The organism is uncultured Stenotrophomonas sp., from assembly GCF_963519125.1.
GTDB lineage: Bacteria > Pseudomonadota > Gammaproteobacteria > Xanthomonadales > Xanthomonadaceae > Stenotrophomonas.
Genome location: NZ_CAUQLJ010000016.1, coordinates 1 through 13,604 on the forward strand (window position 1 = coordinate 1; position 13,604 = coordinate 13,604).

Genomic DNA, 13,604 nt, shown 5'->3' on the forward strand with positions numbered 1-13,604 from the left:
CCGGGTAGCCCCCGGAGGGACGCTAGAAAACATGGATGTTTTCTAGCAGCCCCCAAGGACGGGTTCACGGCGTGTCCCGGAGCGGGGCTGCCCGGTGGCCGCCCCTGCACGTACCAGTGAGACGCTGCTTCGGCATTTGGCTCCGCATAGCGATTTATTAACGCCGACCGCCGGATAATTTACCGATGAAACTATGGTCGATCCGCGGTAACTCACAGAAGCTCGATGGCGGCGCAATGTTCGGCAATGCGCCGCGCGCGGTGTGGGAAAAATGGGCGGCGCCCGACGATCTCAACCGGATCGAACTGGCGTGCCGCGCACTTCTGGCCAGCCCGTTGGCCGGAAAGACCGTGTTGTTCGAAACCGGTATCGGCGCGTTCTTCGAGCCCAAACTGCGGGATCGTTACGGCGTGCAGGAACCCAGCCACGTGCTGATCGAGTCGCTGCGCGAAGCCGGCTTCGAACACGAAGACATCGACGTTGTGGTGCTGAGCCATCTGCACTTCGATCACGCCGGTGGTCTGCTTGCGCCGTGGAGCGAAGGGCGGGGGCCGGAGCTGCTGTTCCCGAATGCCACGTTCCTGGTGGGTGCCGAACATTGGGAGCGCGCGCTGCATCCGCATCCGCGTGACCGCGCGAGCTTCATTCCCGAGTTGCCGCAACTGCTGCAGGACAGCGGTCGGCTGGAGATCGTACAGGGGCCCTATTCGCGCACCCTGGGCCAGAGCGTGCGCTTCAGTTTCAGTGACGGGCATACCCCGGGGCTGATGCTGGCGGAGATCGTCGGGCCGGAGCAGGTCGAGGGCCAGCCGCGCGGGGGTGTAGTGTTCTGCGCCGACCTGATCCCCGGGCGCTCATGGGTGCATGTTCCGATCACCATGGGCTACGACCGCAATGCAGAGTTGCTGATCGACGAGAAGCGCAACTTCCTGGAAGACAAGCTGGCCCGCAACGTGCACCTGTTCTTTACCCACGATCCGCAGGTCGCGCTGGCCCAGGTGACCCGCGATGAGAAGGGCCGGTTTGGAACGGCCCACGAACAGGGTGAATTGAAGGCGCGCGCGTTGGCGTGAGGTTCAACCCACCACACGCGTCCCGAAGATCCGGTCACCCGCGTCGCCCAGGCCCGGCAGGATGTAGCCGCGCTCGTTGAGGCGCTCATCGATGGCGGCCGTGAAGATCTCCACGTCCGGGTGCGCCGCCTGCACGGCAGCGATGCCTTCCGGGGCTGCAACCAGGAAAATACCCTTGATCCGGCGTGCACCGGCCCGCTTGAGCATGTCGATGGTCGCGATCAGGGTGCCGCCGGTGGCCAGCATCGGGTCCAGGATCAGCGCATCGCGCTCCTCCAGCCGTCCGGTCAGCCGCTCGAAGTAGGGCACCGGCTGCAGCGTTTCCTCGTCGCGCTGCAGGCCCACTACGCTGACCCGCGCCGCCGGGATCAGCGACAGCACGCCGCTCAGCATGCCCAGCCCGGCGCGCAGGATCGGCACCACCGTGATCTTGGCGCCGGCAATGCGCTGCACTGTCACCGGGCCGGCCCAGCCGGGCAGGGTGTGGGCTTCGGTATCCAGGTCGGCGGTCGCCTCGTAGGCGAGCAGGCCGCCCAGCTCATTGGCCAGTTCGCGGAAGTCCTTGGTGCTCAGGGACGCGTCGCGCATCAGGCCGATCTTGTGCTGCACCAACGGGTGGCGAACTTCGACGATTTTCATGGGAATGCCAACAAAACGGGGAGGACGCCATTTTGCCGCAGCCGCCCCATACCCGGCCAGAGGCGACTGGTGCGACGGGAAATCACCACCGGTGTCACGTTCATGAAACCTCGCGGACATACCGTGCTGACCCAATCTTTACACCGTTGGGGATGCCGTGCAGAACAAATCGCCGCTGGGCCTGGCCATCAGCCTCTCGTTGCTCGTCCTGTCCACCGCGCCCGCCGTGGCCGCCGCGAGCGGGGAGCTCGCCGGCGCTGCGGCGGCCACCGAACTGGACCGCGTGGAAGTCCGTCCGCAGTTGGAGTCGCAGACCCGTGCGGTCGACCTCAAGCGCAGCAGCGACGCGATCCAGGACGCGGTGTCGTCCGACTCCATGGGCGTCTACCCCGACAAGAACGTGGCCGAGTCCCTGCAGCGCCTTCCGGGCGTGAGCGTCACCCGCGACCAGGGCGAAGGCCGCTTCGTGGTGGTGCGTGGCCTGGATGCCAACCTCAACAGCGTCAGCATCGACGGCGTTTCGGTCGGAACCCCCGAAGACTCCAGCCGCGCCGCGCCGCTGGACGTGATCCCCTCCGACTCCACCGAGCGCCTGCGCGTGGTCAAGTCGCCGACCCCGGACATGCCCGGCGATGCCATCGGTGGCGCGATCCTGGTCGAATCCGCCTCGGCCTTCGACCGCGACGGCCGCAGCCTGCGCGGCAAGATCGAAGCCAGCCACCAGGACCTGTCCGGCCACACCAGCCCGAAGGCCGCGTTCAACTACAGCGAAGTGTTCGCCGATACCTTCGGCGTGGCGCTGGGCGTGAACTACCAGAACCGCAAGTTCGAGTCTGACAACACCGAAGTGGAGTATGGCGAGTTCGACGGCGGCAGCGAAGACGATCTGTTCGCCAACAGCCTGCAGCACCGCAAGTACGAAATCGAGCGCAAGCGTATCGGCGCCAACCTCAACTTCGACTGGCGCCCCAGCGAAGACAGCCAGTACTACCTGCGCACCCTGTACAGCCAGTTCGACGACGCCGAAACCCGCCAGCGCACCATCTTCAACTTCGGCGACGGTGAGGTCACCGCACTGGGCAACAACCAGTACCGTGTCGATGACCTGCCGGCCGACGCGATCCAGAAGCGCATGCGTTACCGCACCAAGAAAGAGAACACCTTCGCCGCCAGCCTGGGCGGTGAGAACCGCCTGACCAATGCGGTGGTCGACTACAAGGTTGGGTACACCCGCACCGAAGAGCGCGTCAACGACGAAATGGAAGCGCGCTTCGAGTACAACGGCGACGACCTCGCCGCCACCGTGGACCAGAACAGCGGCATCCCGCGCTACACGCTCAGCGATGCCAGCTGGATGGACAACGGCAACTACGACTTCGACCGTTTCGTGGTCTCGCCCAAGCGCGTGGACGACAAGGAACACAGCGCGCAGGTCAACATCCGTTTCGACGGCGACAACAGCAGCTACAAGTTCGGCCTGCTCGGCCGCTGGCGCGACCGCGACGTCGACACCGACGAAAATGAGCTGCGCGTCGGTCCGGACGTGGCGTTGTCGGACTGGACCACCTCCAGCCCCGACCACCGCGGCGGCAGCCTCGGCCAGGGCATGAGCTCGGACGCCATGCGCCGCTACTGGGCGCAGTTCGGCAGCCAGTACAGCGCCCGTCCGCAGGATGTCGGTGCCAACGCGATGACCTCGCTGGAAGAGGACTACACCGCCAGTGAAGACATCTTCGCCACCTACGCCATGGGCACCTGGGACATCGGCAACCTGCGCGTGATCGGCGGCGTGCGCGTGGAGAACACCCAGTTCCAGGCGACCGGCAACCAGGTGGATGTGGCCGCCAACGGTCGCAGCTACACCGTTACCCCGCTCACCGCCGACCGCAGCTACACCAACGTGCTGCCCGGCCTGCACCTGCGTTATGACGCCGGCAGCGACTGGGTGCTGCGTGCGGCCGCCAACAAGACCGTCTCGCGCCCGTCGTTCGGCGACATCGCACCGCGCATCGGCTACAACCGCGGCGACGAGGAAGTGCGGATCGGCAATCCCGAGCTGGACCCGTACGAATCGAAGAACCTGGACCTGTCGCTGGAGCATTACATCGGCAGCACCGGCATCATCTCGCTGGGCCTGTTCCACAAGAGCATCGACGGCTACATCGTCAACACCGTCAGCGACAGCGACCCGGAGTATCCGGGCTTCGAGGTCACCCGCGTGATCAACGGCGACACCGCCAAGGTCTACGGCGCGGAGTTCAACTGGCAGCAGCAGCTCAGCTTCCTGCCGGCGGGCTGGGACGGCCTGCTGGTCGGCGCCAGCGGCACCTGGCTGGACACCGACTTCGACCCGGGCCTGGACGGCCGTGCCGACGAGGACTTCACCCTGCCGCGTGCGTCCAAGCACGTGTACAGCGCGCATCTGGGCTATGAGAAAGAAGGCTTCAGCACCCGTATCGCCGCCGTGTACCGCAGCGAATACCTGGATACGCTGGGCGTCAGCCGCGCCTACGATATCTTCGTGGCGCCCAACACCCAGCTCGACTTCAGTCTGGACTACAAGATCACCGCCAACGTGAGCGTCTACTTCGAAGCGCAGAACCTGCTCGACAAGCCGCTGGAGCTGTACCAGGGCGTGCGTTCGCGCACCCTGCAGAACGAAGAGTACGGCCGCACCTACGCGCTGGGCCTGAAGGTGGCGCTGTGATGCGCGCGACTCCCGTCGCCAGCCTGCTGGCCGTGGCGCTGCTGGCCGGCTGCAAGCCGGCGGCGGCTCCGGCACCGGCCGCGCCGGCGGTGGACGCAGCAACGGCGACCACGACCAACCGGGCCGTGGCAACGGTCGCCGAGGCCTTCCTGACCCCGATGACCCTGGCCGACAACATCGATTCGCCGGCCAGCTGGACCACGCCGGAAGGGCAGGTGTGGTTGATCGCCACCGCCAAGGCCACCGACAAACTGGTGGTGTACGACGGCCAGACCGGCGCGCACCTGCGCGACGTGGGCAGCACCGGCACCGCGCCGGGCCAGTTCGTCCGGCCCAACGGCATCGCCGTCGTCGATGACCTGGTGCTGATCGTGGAACGCGACAACCACCGCGTGCAGGTCCTGCAGCTGCCGGACTTCACCCCGCTGGGTGTGTTCGCCGCCGATGACCTGCGCAAGCCTTACGGCCTGTGGGTCAACAAGCAGGCCAAGGGTTACGACGTATACGTCACCGACTCCTACGACGCGGGCGAAGACGCGCAGGGCAACGACGTGCTGCCGCCGCTGGCCGAACTGGACAAGCGCGTGCGTCGCTACGCCTTGCAGGTGCAGGACGGCAAGGCACAGGCCACGCTGGTTTCGAGCATCGGCGACACCAGCGAAGCCGGCGCGCTGCGCGTGGTCGAGTCGATCTGGGGCGACCCGGCCAACGACCGCCTGCTGATTGCCGAGGAGGATGAAAGCTACGCCAGCGAGTTCAAGGTCTACACGCTGGAAGGAAAATTCACCGGCACCACCTTCGGCCGCGATGCCTTCAAGGCGCAGGCCGAAGGCGTGATGCTGCGCACCTGCGGCAAGGACGGCTGGTGGATCACCACCGAGCAGGGCAAGCAGCGCAGCGTGTTCCACCTGTTCGACCGCCACACGTTGAAGCATGTGGGCGCCTTCCAGGGCAACACGGTGGCCAACACCGACGGCATCTGGATGAGCATGGCCGCGTCGCCGCGCTTCCCGCATGGCGCGCTGTATGCGGTGCATGACGACCAGGGCGTGGTCGCGTTCGATTGGGCCAGCGTGGCCAAGCAGTTGTCGCTGCCGCTGGAGTGTGAAAAGTGATGCGTGCAAGCGACTGCCTGAAAGCGCTGTGCCTGGCGCTGCTGCTGTGTTCCGGTACGGCATCCGCGAAGACCGCGCCCAAGGTGGAACCCAATACCCAAGTGCCGGCTGGCAGCCGGCACTACGCCGCCACCGGCTTCCCGGACCGCATCGTCGCCTCGCCGGCGCAGGACGCCGCGCGCGGCTTCGGCGTGGCCTGGCGCACCGACGGCACGGTGAACGCACCGGTGTTGGAGTGGGTCGTGGCGGGCGATTCACCGGACGTGGGCAAGGTGACCCGCGTCACCGCCAGCACTACCGCGCTCACCACCGAGCTGGGCCCGTCCAACCATCACCGTGCAGACGTGACCGGCCTCGCGCCGGACACGCTGTACCTGTGGCGCGTGCAGGGCAATGGCACCTGGAGTGCCTGGAACCAGCTGCGCACTGCGGGGACGGCGGAAAAACCGCTGACCCTGCTGTACTTCGGCGACACCCAGAACAAGAACCTGAGCCACGTTTCGCGCGTGCTGCGTGCCGGCATCAAGGCAGCCCCCGCGGCAACGCTTTCGCTGTTCGCCGGTGACCTTGTCAGCGGTGGCGACGGCCAGGACGACAGTGAGTGGGGCGAGTGGTTCGCCGCCGCCGGCTGGCTGCCGCAGGAAACCATGGTCGCTCCGGCGATCGGCAACCATGAGTATTTTGAAGAATTCGAAGACACCCCGCAGGAACGCCGCGTACTCGGCAAGCACTGGCCGGTCACCTTCGCGCTGCCGCGCAATGGCGTGGACGCTGCTTCCACCAGCACCTACTGGTTCGACTACCAGGGCGTACGCATCGTGGTGCTCGACGGTACCTCCGCGCTTGACCTGGGCACGGCCAAGGCGCAGGCGCAGTGGTTGGACAAGGTGCTGACCGCCAACACCCAGCGCTGGACCATCGTGCTGCTGCACCAGCCGTTCTACTCGCCGCGCGAAGGGCGGGAAAATGCCGAGCTGCGCGACGTGCTGCTGCCGGTCGTGCGCCGTCACAACGTCGACCTGGTCCTGCAGGGCCACGACCACACCTACGGCCGTCGCGGTGAAGGCCAGGCCGCTACCCCGCAGTACGTGGTCACCGTGGCCGGCCCCAAACAGTATCGGCTGTCGGACGAGGCGCGCGCGACCATGGCCCCGGTCGGTGAGGATACCCAGCTGTTCCAGGTGCTCACGGTCGATCCACAGCAGCTGCGCTATGAAGCCCGCACGGTGACCGGCCGCCTGTACGACGGCTTCGAACTGACCCGCGCGGCCGACGGCAGCAAGCGCAAGACCGAGCTGACCGAAGGCCGCATCGCACCTCGTGACTGTGCGCGCAGCCAGACCTTGAAGGGCCGTGCGGACCGTTGTTGGGAATAATGCCCATGAACCGAACCCTGCCGCTCCTGGCCCTCGCCACCGCGCTGCTCCTGCTCACAGGCGCCAGCCTGGCCAGCAACGCGGTCCTGCACCCGTTCCTGGCCGCGCAGCCGAAGGAAGCGCCGGAAGAAGCCAACCTGGCGGTGGAAATCCCCGCCGGCAGCTTCACCAAGTACGAAATCAAGGAAGACGGACTGGTCCACGTCGACCGCTTCCAGTCGATGCCGGTCGCATACCCGGCCAACTACGGCTCGATGCCGCGCACCCTGGCCGGCGACAACGACCCGCTGGACGCCCTGGTGCTCACCCGTGAGCCGCTGCACCCGGGCGTGATCGTTCGCTTCCGCCCGATCGGGTATCTCAAGATGGTCGACAAGGGCGAGCACGACGAGAAGGTGATCGGCGTACCCACCGACAAGATCGACCCCACCTACGCCAACATCCGCGACCTGCAGGATCTGCCGCTGATCGAACGCCAGCGCATCGAGGCGTTCTTCCGCGTCTACAAGGACCTGCCCGAAGGCCGCAATCCGGTGCAGCTCAATGGCTGGGGCAACGCGGCAGAAGCGAAGGCACTGATCCGCGAGTCCATGCAGCGCTTCGACGCGCAGCAACGACGCGCCAAGGGCGACTGAGCCTGAGGGACGGGCGGCACGCTCCGCGGCACCCTGACTTACGGCCCTTCTGCGGGGCCGGAAGTGCAGTAGCCTTGGGTTGGATGCCAAGGAGAGCCCGCATGTCACGTACCGTGCTGAAAGCCGTTGTGTTCGCCGTCGCCCTGCTGCTGGCTGGCCCCGCTCTCGCAGAGGATTTCGCCATCGTCGGCGCGCAGGTGTTTCCAGCACCGGATGCCGCCCCGATTGCCAATGGGACGGTGGTCGTACATGACGGACGCATCACCGCCGTCGGCCCTCGCGGCAAGGTGAAGGTGCCTGAAGGCACCCGCATCATCGATGGCAAGGATCACAGCGTGACCGCCGGGTTCTGGAACAGCCATGTGCACCTGATGTCCCCGCCATTCCACCAGCCCGGGGCGCAGACGTCGCAGGCGCTGCAGGACGCACTGCGCGACCGCTTCGGAAAGTGGGGCTTCACCACGCTGTTCGACATCGGCTCCCTGCCGGGTGACGTCGGTGCGCTGCGCACGCGCATGGCAAAGGGTGAAGTCCAGGGACCGCGCCTGCTGACCGTGGACATGCCGTTCTACCCGGAGCACGGAACCCCGATCTACGTACGCGAACTGTGGGCAGAGACCCGAACCGTCAGTGCGGAAGTCGCCACGCCCAATGAGGCGCGCGAGCGCGCCGACGCCCAGCTGGACGCCGGTGCGGACGGCGTCAAGGTCTTCACCGGCGCGATCGTCGGTGGACCGCAGGGCGTGCTGCCGATGCGGGTGGACGTCGCCAGCGCGGCCGTGACGGCGGCGCATGCGCATGGCAAGCCGGCGTTCGCCCACCCGACCAACATGGCCGGGCTGGAGGTTGCCGTGGCCAGCGGCGTGGACGTGCTGGCGCATACCGCGCCGGACGCAGGGCCGTGGTCGCCGGAGCTGGTGGCGCGCTTGAAAGCGAAGCACATGGCGCTGGTGCCGACGCTGTCGCTGTTCGACGCCCACCTCCGCCAGGAAGGTGTTCCGGACGAGGTGGTGAAGCGTTTCGTCGGCAACGCCCAGCAGCAGGTCAAGGCGATGGCCGACGGCGGCGGGCAGGTACTGTTCGGTACCGACGCAGGCTACACCGAGGTCTATGACACCCGGCTGGAGTACCGGCTGATGGCCGCTGCCGGGTTGGACTGGCGACAGATCCTGACCAGCCTGACCACTGCGCCCGCATCGCGGTTCGGCGATGCCACGCAGCGGGGACGACTCGCCGAAGGCTACGCCGCCGATCTGGTGCTGCTCGGCAGCGATCCGCAGCAGTCGACGGAAGCCTTCGCGGACGTAGCAATGACCGTACGCGAAGGCAACATCATTTATTCATCCCGGTAGAGCCACGCCCTGCGTGGCTGCGCCGAAGCCGGGCAGAGCCCGGCTCTACGGCGCGCGGTGGGTCGGTTCGTGAATCGGGCAGCGGTTGAACCTGGAGCGGAACTCCCGTGAGGCCGCCATCACCACGCGTCGCGCACGGTTGAGATTGCCCAGCGGCTGGTGCGCCGCCACGGCGTGCCACGGCGCGAAGGCGAGGGCGTCTTCTGCCGCTTCGGCGTCGGCATTCCAGGACGACTGCGCGTCCACCACCAGGCGCCCCACGGGAAGGTAGGGACTGATGTCCTCAGGCCAGACCACCGACGCATCTTCGATCGGCATCTTCTCCAGGTCGCGGCACAGCTGCACGCGCAGCTCCCATTCGGCAACCGCGCCAGGCTGCGCGAAGAAGGCGGCAACCGCATCGCGCTGGGTGTCCGGCTCAGACTCCAGCTTCTGGCCCTTCAACGCTACAAGACCCGGCGACACCGGCACCCAGGAAAACTTGGCGATGAAGTCGCCATAGCGGAACGGCACCTGGGTAAAGAACGTTTCGCCCAGCGGATGGTGCTGCGGCTCGCCGCCCAGCGCCTTCAGTGACGCGCTCTGCCCGCCGACCGCTTCCAGCGCTGCCTCCGTACCGCGCAGCGTCGCGGAAATCACCTGTTTGGTCCGGGGCATGCGCTCGGTGGTGGCGGCCAGCAGTTTGGCCGAGCGCAGGAAGCCGCTGATGCCTGGCGTGTTGAATGCCGGTCCGTTGACCATCAGGAAATCCTGGCTGTGCAGCTCGTCGCCGCCTTCAACGCGGGCGCCGGGCACGTCCAGGATCTTGACCGCCATTGCACGCGGGGTCGATACCGTATCCGGCAGCTGCTCGGCCGGCGGCGACGACAACCGCACCAGCGCGTCGAATGCACCTGGTGCAGCGAACAGCCCCTGTGCAAGTTCTGGCGACAGCCCATCCAACACCCGGAAACGTCCACGCAGCAGGGCGTGCCCTTTGGCATGCACGGCGCGGTGCGCATGCCCTTCATGCTCGGCGACGGTATGGGCCATGTCGGTGAACACTTTCACCATCTCGGCGATGGTGGCGTCCTCATCGGCATCACGGTGCTCGACGGTCGGGGAATAGGGAACGGCGGGCAGGGAAGGGGTCATCGCATGGGCATCCGGATCAGTCAGGAAGGGCTCCGCCACGCGGCCTTGGCAACGAGCGGCTGGGGCATGCGCCCACCATGTGCGTTTCCGGGTGCAGGCGTGGTGCATGCCGCATGCGGGCCATGCGAAGGGCGCGTGCAGGGCCTTCACTTCAGCTCGTTATCATGGCCGCACTTTTCAAGGGTAGGCGGTGTCCGTGTCTGTAGCTCTGGTCTGGTTTCGCCGCGATCTGCGCCTTCAGGACAACCCGGCACTGCAGGCCGCGCTGGAGGCCGGACATACGCCAGTAGCGGTGTACATCCATGCACCGCAGGAAGAGGGCGACTGGGCACCCGGCGCAGCCTCCAACACCTGGCTGCACCGCTCGCTGGCCGCGCTCGACGCCGACCTGCGCGCGCGCGGTTCGTCGTTGGTGCTGCGCGAGGGCGACAGCGAAGCAGAGCTGCAGGCGCTGATTGCCGAGACCGGCGCGGTGGCGGTGTATTGGAACCGCAAATACGAGCCGGCCACCCAGCCGCGCGATGCGCGGATCAAGCGCGAGCTGCGCGAGCAGGGCATCGAAGCAGACAGCTGTAACGGCAGCCTGATGTTCGAACCCTGGGACATCACCACCCTGCAGGGCGGCCCGTACAAGGTGTTCACGCCTTTCTGGCGCAATGCGCTGACGCGCATGAACCTACCCGCGCCACTGCCGGTGCCCGACCGCCTGCCGTCGCACAAGGCCAAGGGCGTCAGTCTCGACGCATTGCAGTTGACCCCCACACTCGACTGGGACCGGCAGTTCTGGGAGCACTGGCAGCCCGGTGAGGCCGGCGCCGACGAAGCGCTGACGGTCTTCATCGACGGTGCCTTGAACGGCTATCGACAACAGCGCGACCTGCCGGACCGCGTGGGTACCTCGCTGCTCTCCCCGCACCTGCATTTCGGCGAAATCTCGCCCTGGCAGATCGTGCGCCGGCTGGAGAAGGAGCGCAGCGCCAGCCGCGATGCCGACATCGACGGCTACATCCGCGAACTGGGCTGGCGCGAGTTTTCGTACCACCTGATGCACCACTTCCCGGCGACACCGGACCAGAATCTCAACCCGCGCTTCGCCAGCTTCAAATGGGCCGCCCCGAACCCGACCCAGCTGCAGGCCTGGCAGCAGGGCCGCACTGGCGTGCCGATCGTCGACGCCGGCCTGCGCGAGCTGTGGGCCACCGGCTACATGCACAACCGCGTGCGCATGATCGTGGCCAGCTTCCTTTGCAAACACATGCGCCAGCACTGGCTGCACGGTGCACGCTGGTTCTGGGACACGCTCGTGGACGCCGACCTGGCCAACAACACGATGGGCTGGCAGTGGGTGGCGGGAACCGGGGCAGATGCGGCACCTTACTTCCGCATTTTCAATCCGGTCACGCAGTCGCAGAAGTTCGATCCGCACGCGCGTTACATCACGCGCTGGGTCCCGGAGCTGGCCGCGTTGCCGGTCAAGGCGCGGTTCGCGCCGTGGCAGTCAGCGGCCCTGCTGGCCGAGCTCGCGCCGTCCTACCCCGCCGTGCCGTTGGTTGATCTTGCCGCAGGGCGGGAGGCTGCACTCGCCGCGTACCGCCACACGGGTTAGAGACAGCTACCTGAATGAAATGCCGAATACGTGCGTGTTCATCATGCAGGCATCGCATTTCCCTGTTTATCCTGCTGGCCATTCACACGCCGCACGGCCGTCACTCGAGGAGAACACCATGATCCGATCCGCACCCCGCAACGTGGCCCTGGCCCTGATGACCGCCGCCGCCCTGTCGGCCTGCGCCACCGGTGGCTCCTACGTGCAGAGCGACCAGTACGGCAACCCGACCGAGCAGCAGAGCCGCACTGGCCGCAACGCGCTGATCGGCACCGCCATCGGCGTGGCCGCGGGCCTGCTGACCGGTGACAGCGCCACCGAACGCCGCCAGCACGCCATGGTGGGCGCGGGCATCGGCGCACTGGCCGGTGCCGGCGTCGGCGCTTACCAGAACAAGCAGGAGCGCCAGCTGCGCGAGCGTACCGCCAACACCGGTATCGACGTGCAGCGCCAAGGCGACAACATCGTGCTGAACCTGCCGGACGGCGTGACCTTCGACTTCGGCAAGTCCGCGCTGAAGCCGCAGTTCTACCCGGCCCTAAACGGCGTGGCTGCCACCCTCAACGAATACAACCAGACCATGATCGAAGTGGTCGGCCACACCGACAGCATCGGCAGTGACGCGGTCAACAACAAGCTTTCCAAGGAGCGTGCAGATTCGGTCGCCGCCTACCTGAGCGGCCAGGGCGTGCAGAGCGTGCGCATGGAAACCCTGGGCGCAGGCAAGGCCTACCCGATTGCCGACAACAGCACCGATGCCGGCCGCGCCAAGAATCGTCGCGTCGAAATCCGCGTGATCCCGCTGACGCAGTAAAAGCGTCCCGGTTGATGGAAGAAAAATGCCGCCCTCATCGGGGCGGCATTTTTTGTGACGAGACAGACGCAGACCGTTCGGTCAGGCCGTTGCCGTCTCCAGGATACGCTTCCCGGTCTCCTGCAACTCCGCTTCCGCTTCCTTCGCCTGCTGCTTGGCCAGCTTCGCCGCCGGGCACTGCGCCAGCATGTAGTTCGCGTCGAAGTTGAGCTTTTCCACCAGGAAATCCACGAACGCGCGCACCTTCGGCGACACCAGTCGACCGCCGGCGAATACCGCGTTGAAGTCCACTTCCGGCCCGGTCCAGCCGGCCAGCACACGCCGCACCATGCCAGACTCGATGAACGGCTTGGCCATCACGTCGCCGGTCAGCAGCAGCCCTTCACCACACACCAGCGCACCATTCAGCGCCGACGGATCATTGGCCACCAGCAGCGGATTCACCGGGAAATCGCGCAGGTCGCCGCCATTCTCGCCGAGCTGCCAGAAGAACCGGTTGTTGTTGAGGTTGCGCGCCTTGCGCATCGCCAGGATGCGGTGGAACTGCAGCTCGTCCGGATGCAGCGGCTCGCCGTAGCGTTCGATGTACGCGGGGCTGGCGAACACCTGGGTGCGCAGGCTGCCCAGCTTGCGCGCCACCAGGTTCGAGTCGGGCAACGCACCCACGCGCAGGGCCAGGTCTGCCTCGCCCGCAATCAGGTCCAGCTTCTCGTTGCCCAGGTGCATGTCCAGCTGGATTTCCGGGTACTGCGCATGGAACTGCCCCAGCAGCGGCGCGATCCAGGTGATGCCGATGGAGTAGGGCACGGTGAAGCGCAGCCAGCCACGCGGGCCCGACTGCAGCTGGTTGACCGCACCTTCGGCTTCTTCCAACTCGCGCGCGATGCGCTGGCAGTGCTCGTGATACACCGAGCCGGCCTCGGTCAGGCCCAGTCTGCGCGTGGTCCGGTGCAGCAGCCGCGCACCCAGGCGCGTTTCCAGTTCCTGCACCTTGCGGCTGACGGTGGTCTTGGGCAGGCCGAGCGCGTTGGCAGCTGCGATGAAGCTGCCTTGCTCGACCACCTTGACGAAGATCAGCGTGTCGTTGAGATCGTGGGCCATGAGGGGATCCGAATCGGGGTGGGTAGGGTGCCCGAAAGATTGTGCCGGGTAC

Annotated in this window: 11 protein-coding genes; 8 read left to right on the forward strand and 3 right to left on the reverse strand. The window is 66.6% G+C overall.

What is annotated here, in order from left to right:
* The first annotated feature begins 185 nt into the window (after positions 1 to 185).
* Positions 186 to 1,073 carry an MBL fold metallo-hydrolase gene (locus tag RYM47_RS14065; RefSeq protein ID WP_315388685.1) on the forward strand — a complete coding sequence of 296 codons (888 nt, stop codon included), beginning with the start codon at positions 186 to 188 and terminating at the stop codon, positions 1,071 to 1,073.
* A gap of 3 nt (positions 1,074 to 1,076) precedes the next feature.
* On the opposite strand, the gene upp is transcribed toward RYM47_RS14065, so the two are convergent.
* Positions 1,077 to 1,712: a uracil phosphoribosyltransferase gene (gene upp / locus RYM47_RS14070; protein ID WP_102945729.1), complete on the reverse strand. Its 636-nt coding sequence runs from the start codon at positions 1,710 to 1,712 to the stop codon at positions 1,077 to 1,079.
* A 157-nt stretch (positions 1,713 to 1,869) separates the two neighbouring features.
* Between upp and RYM47_RS14075 the strand changes: the two genes are divergently transcribed.
* The 5 genes from RYM47_RS14075 (at position 1,870) to RYM47_RS14095 (ending at position 8,897) form a co-directional block, all read left to right on the forward strand.
* Positions 1,870 to 4,419, forward strand: a complete 2,550-nt coding sequence (locus RYM47_RS14075; protein ID WP_315388686.1) for a TonB-dependent receptor — start codon at positions 1,870 to 1,872, stop codon at positions 4,417 to 4,419.
* Complete coding sequence (locus tag RYM47_RS14080) at positions 4,419 to 5,534, forward strand: phytase (protein WP_315388687.1); 1,116 nt, start codon at positions 4,419 to 4,421, stop codon at positions 5,532 to 5,534. Before RYM47_RS14075 ends, RYM47_RS14080 begins: the two co-directional genes overlap by 1 nt.
* Entirely contained in the window at positions 5,534 to 6,910 is a 1,377-nt protein-coding gene (locus RYM47_RS14085) for a metallophosphoesterase family protein (protein WP_315388766.1), read from the forward strand. The genes RYM47_RS14080 and RYM47_RS14085 overlap by 1 nt, the downstream gene beginning before the upstream one ends.
* Positions 6,910 to 7,545, forward strand: a complete 636-nt coding sequence (locus RYM47_RS14090) for an inorganic diphosphatase (RefSeq protein ID WP_315388688.1) — start codon at positions 6,910 to 6,912, stop codon at positions 7,543 to 7,545. Before RYM47_RS14085 ends, RYM47_RS14090 begins: the two co-directional genes overlap by 1 nt.
* A 101-nt stretch (positions 7,546 to 7,646) precedes the next feature.
* On the forward strand, positions 7,647 to 8,897 hold the full coding sequence (locus RYM47_RS14095; protein ID WP_315388689.1) for an amidohydrolase family protein: 1,251 nt from the start codon (positions 7,647 to 7,649) through the stop codon (positions 8,895 to 8,897).
* A 45-nt stretch (positions 8,898 to 8,942) separates the two neighbouring features.
* Here the strand turns inward: RYM47_RS14095 and RYM47_RS14100 are convergent, their stop codons facing one another.
* A complete protein-coding gene (locus tag RYM47_RS14100) occupies positions 8,943 to 10,031 on the reverse strand; it encodes a catalase family protein (protein WP_315388690.1) in 1,089 nt (362 codons plus the stop codon).
* A gap of 196 nt (positions 10,032 to 10,227) precedes the next feature.
* Here RYM47_RS14100 and RYM47_RS14105 point away from each other — a divergent pair, with 196 nt between their 5' ends.
* Both RYM47_RS14105 and RYM47_RS14110 read left to right on the forward strand, forming a co-directional pair.
* Positions 10,228 to 11,637, forward strand: coding sequence for a deoxyribodipyrimidine photo-lyase (locus RYM47_RS14105; RefSeq protein WP_315388691.1), 1,410 nt, complete (start codon positions 10,228 to 10,230; stop codon positions 11,635 to 11,637).
* A gap of 118 nt (positions 11,638 to 11,755) precedes the next feature.
* Positions 11,756 to 12,451: an OmpA family protein gene (locus tag RYM47_RS14110; RefSeq protein WP_102945721.1), complete on the forward strand. Its 696-nt coding sequence runs from the start codon at positions 11,756 to 11,758 to the stop codon at positions 12,449 to 12,451.
* An 81-nt stretch (positions 12,452 to 12,532) separates the two neighbouring features.
* Here RYM47_RS14110 and RYM47_RS14115 read toward each other — a convergent pair whose 3' ends face one another.
* A complete protein-coding gene (locus tag RYM47_RS14115; protein WP_312327865.1) occupies positions 12,533 to 13,552 on the reverse strand; it encodes a LysR family transcriptional regulator in 1,020 nt (339 codons plus the stop codon).
* Positions 13,553 to 13,604: the final 52 nt, after the last annotated feature.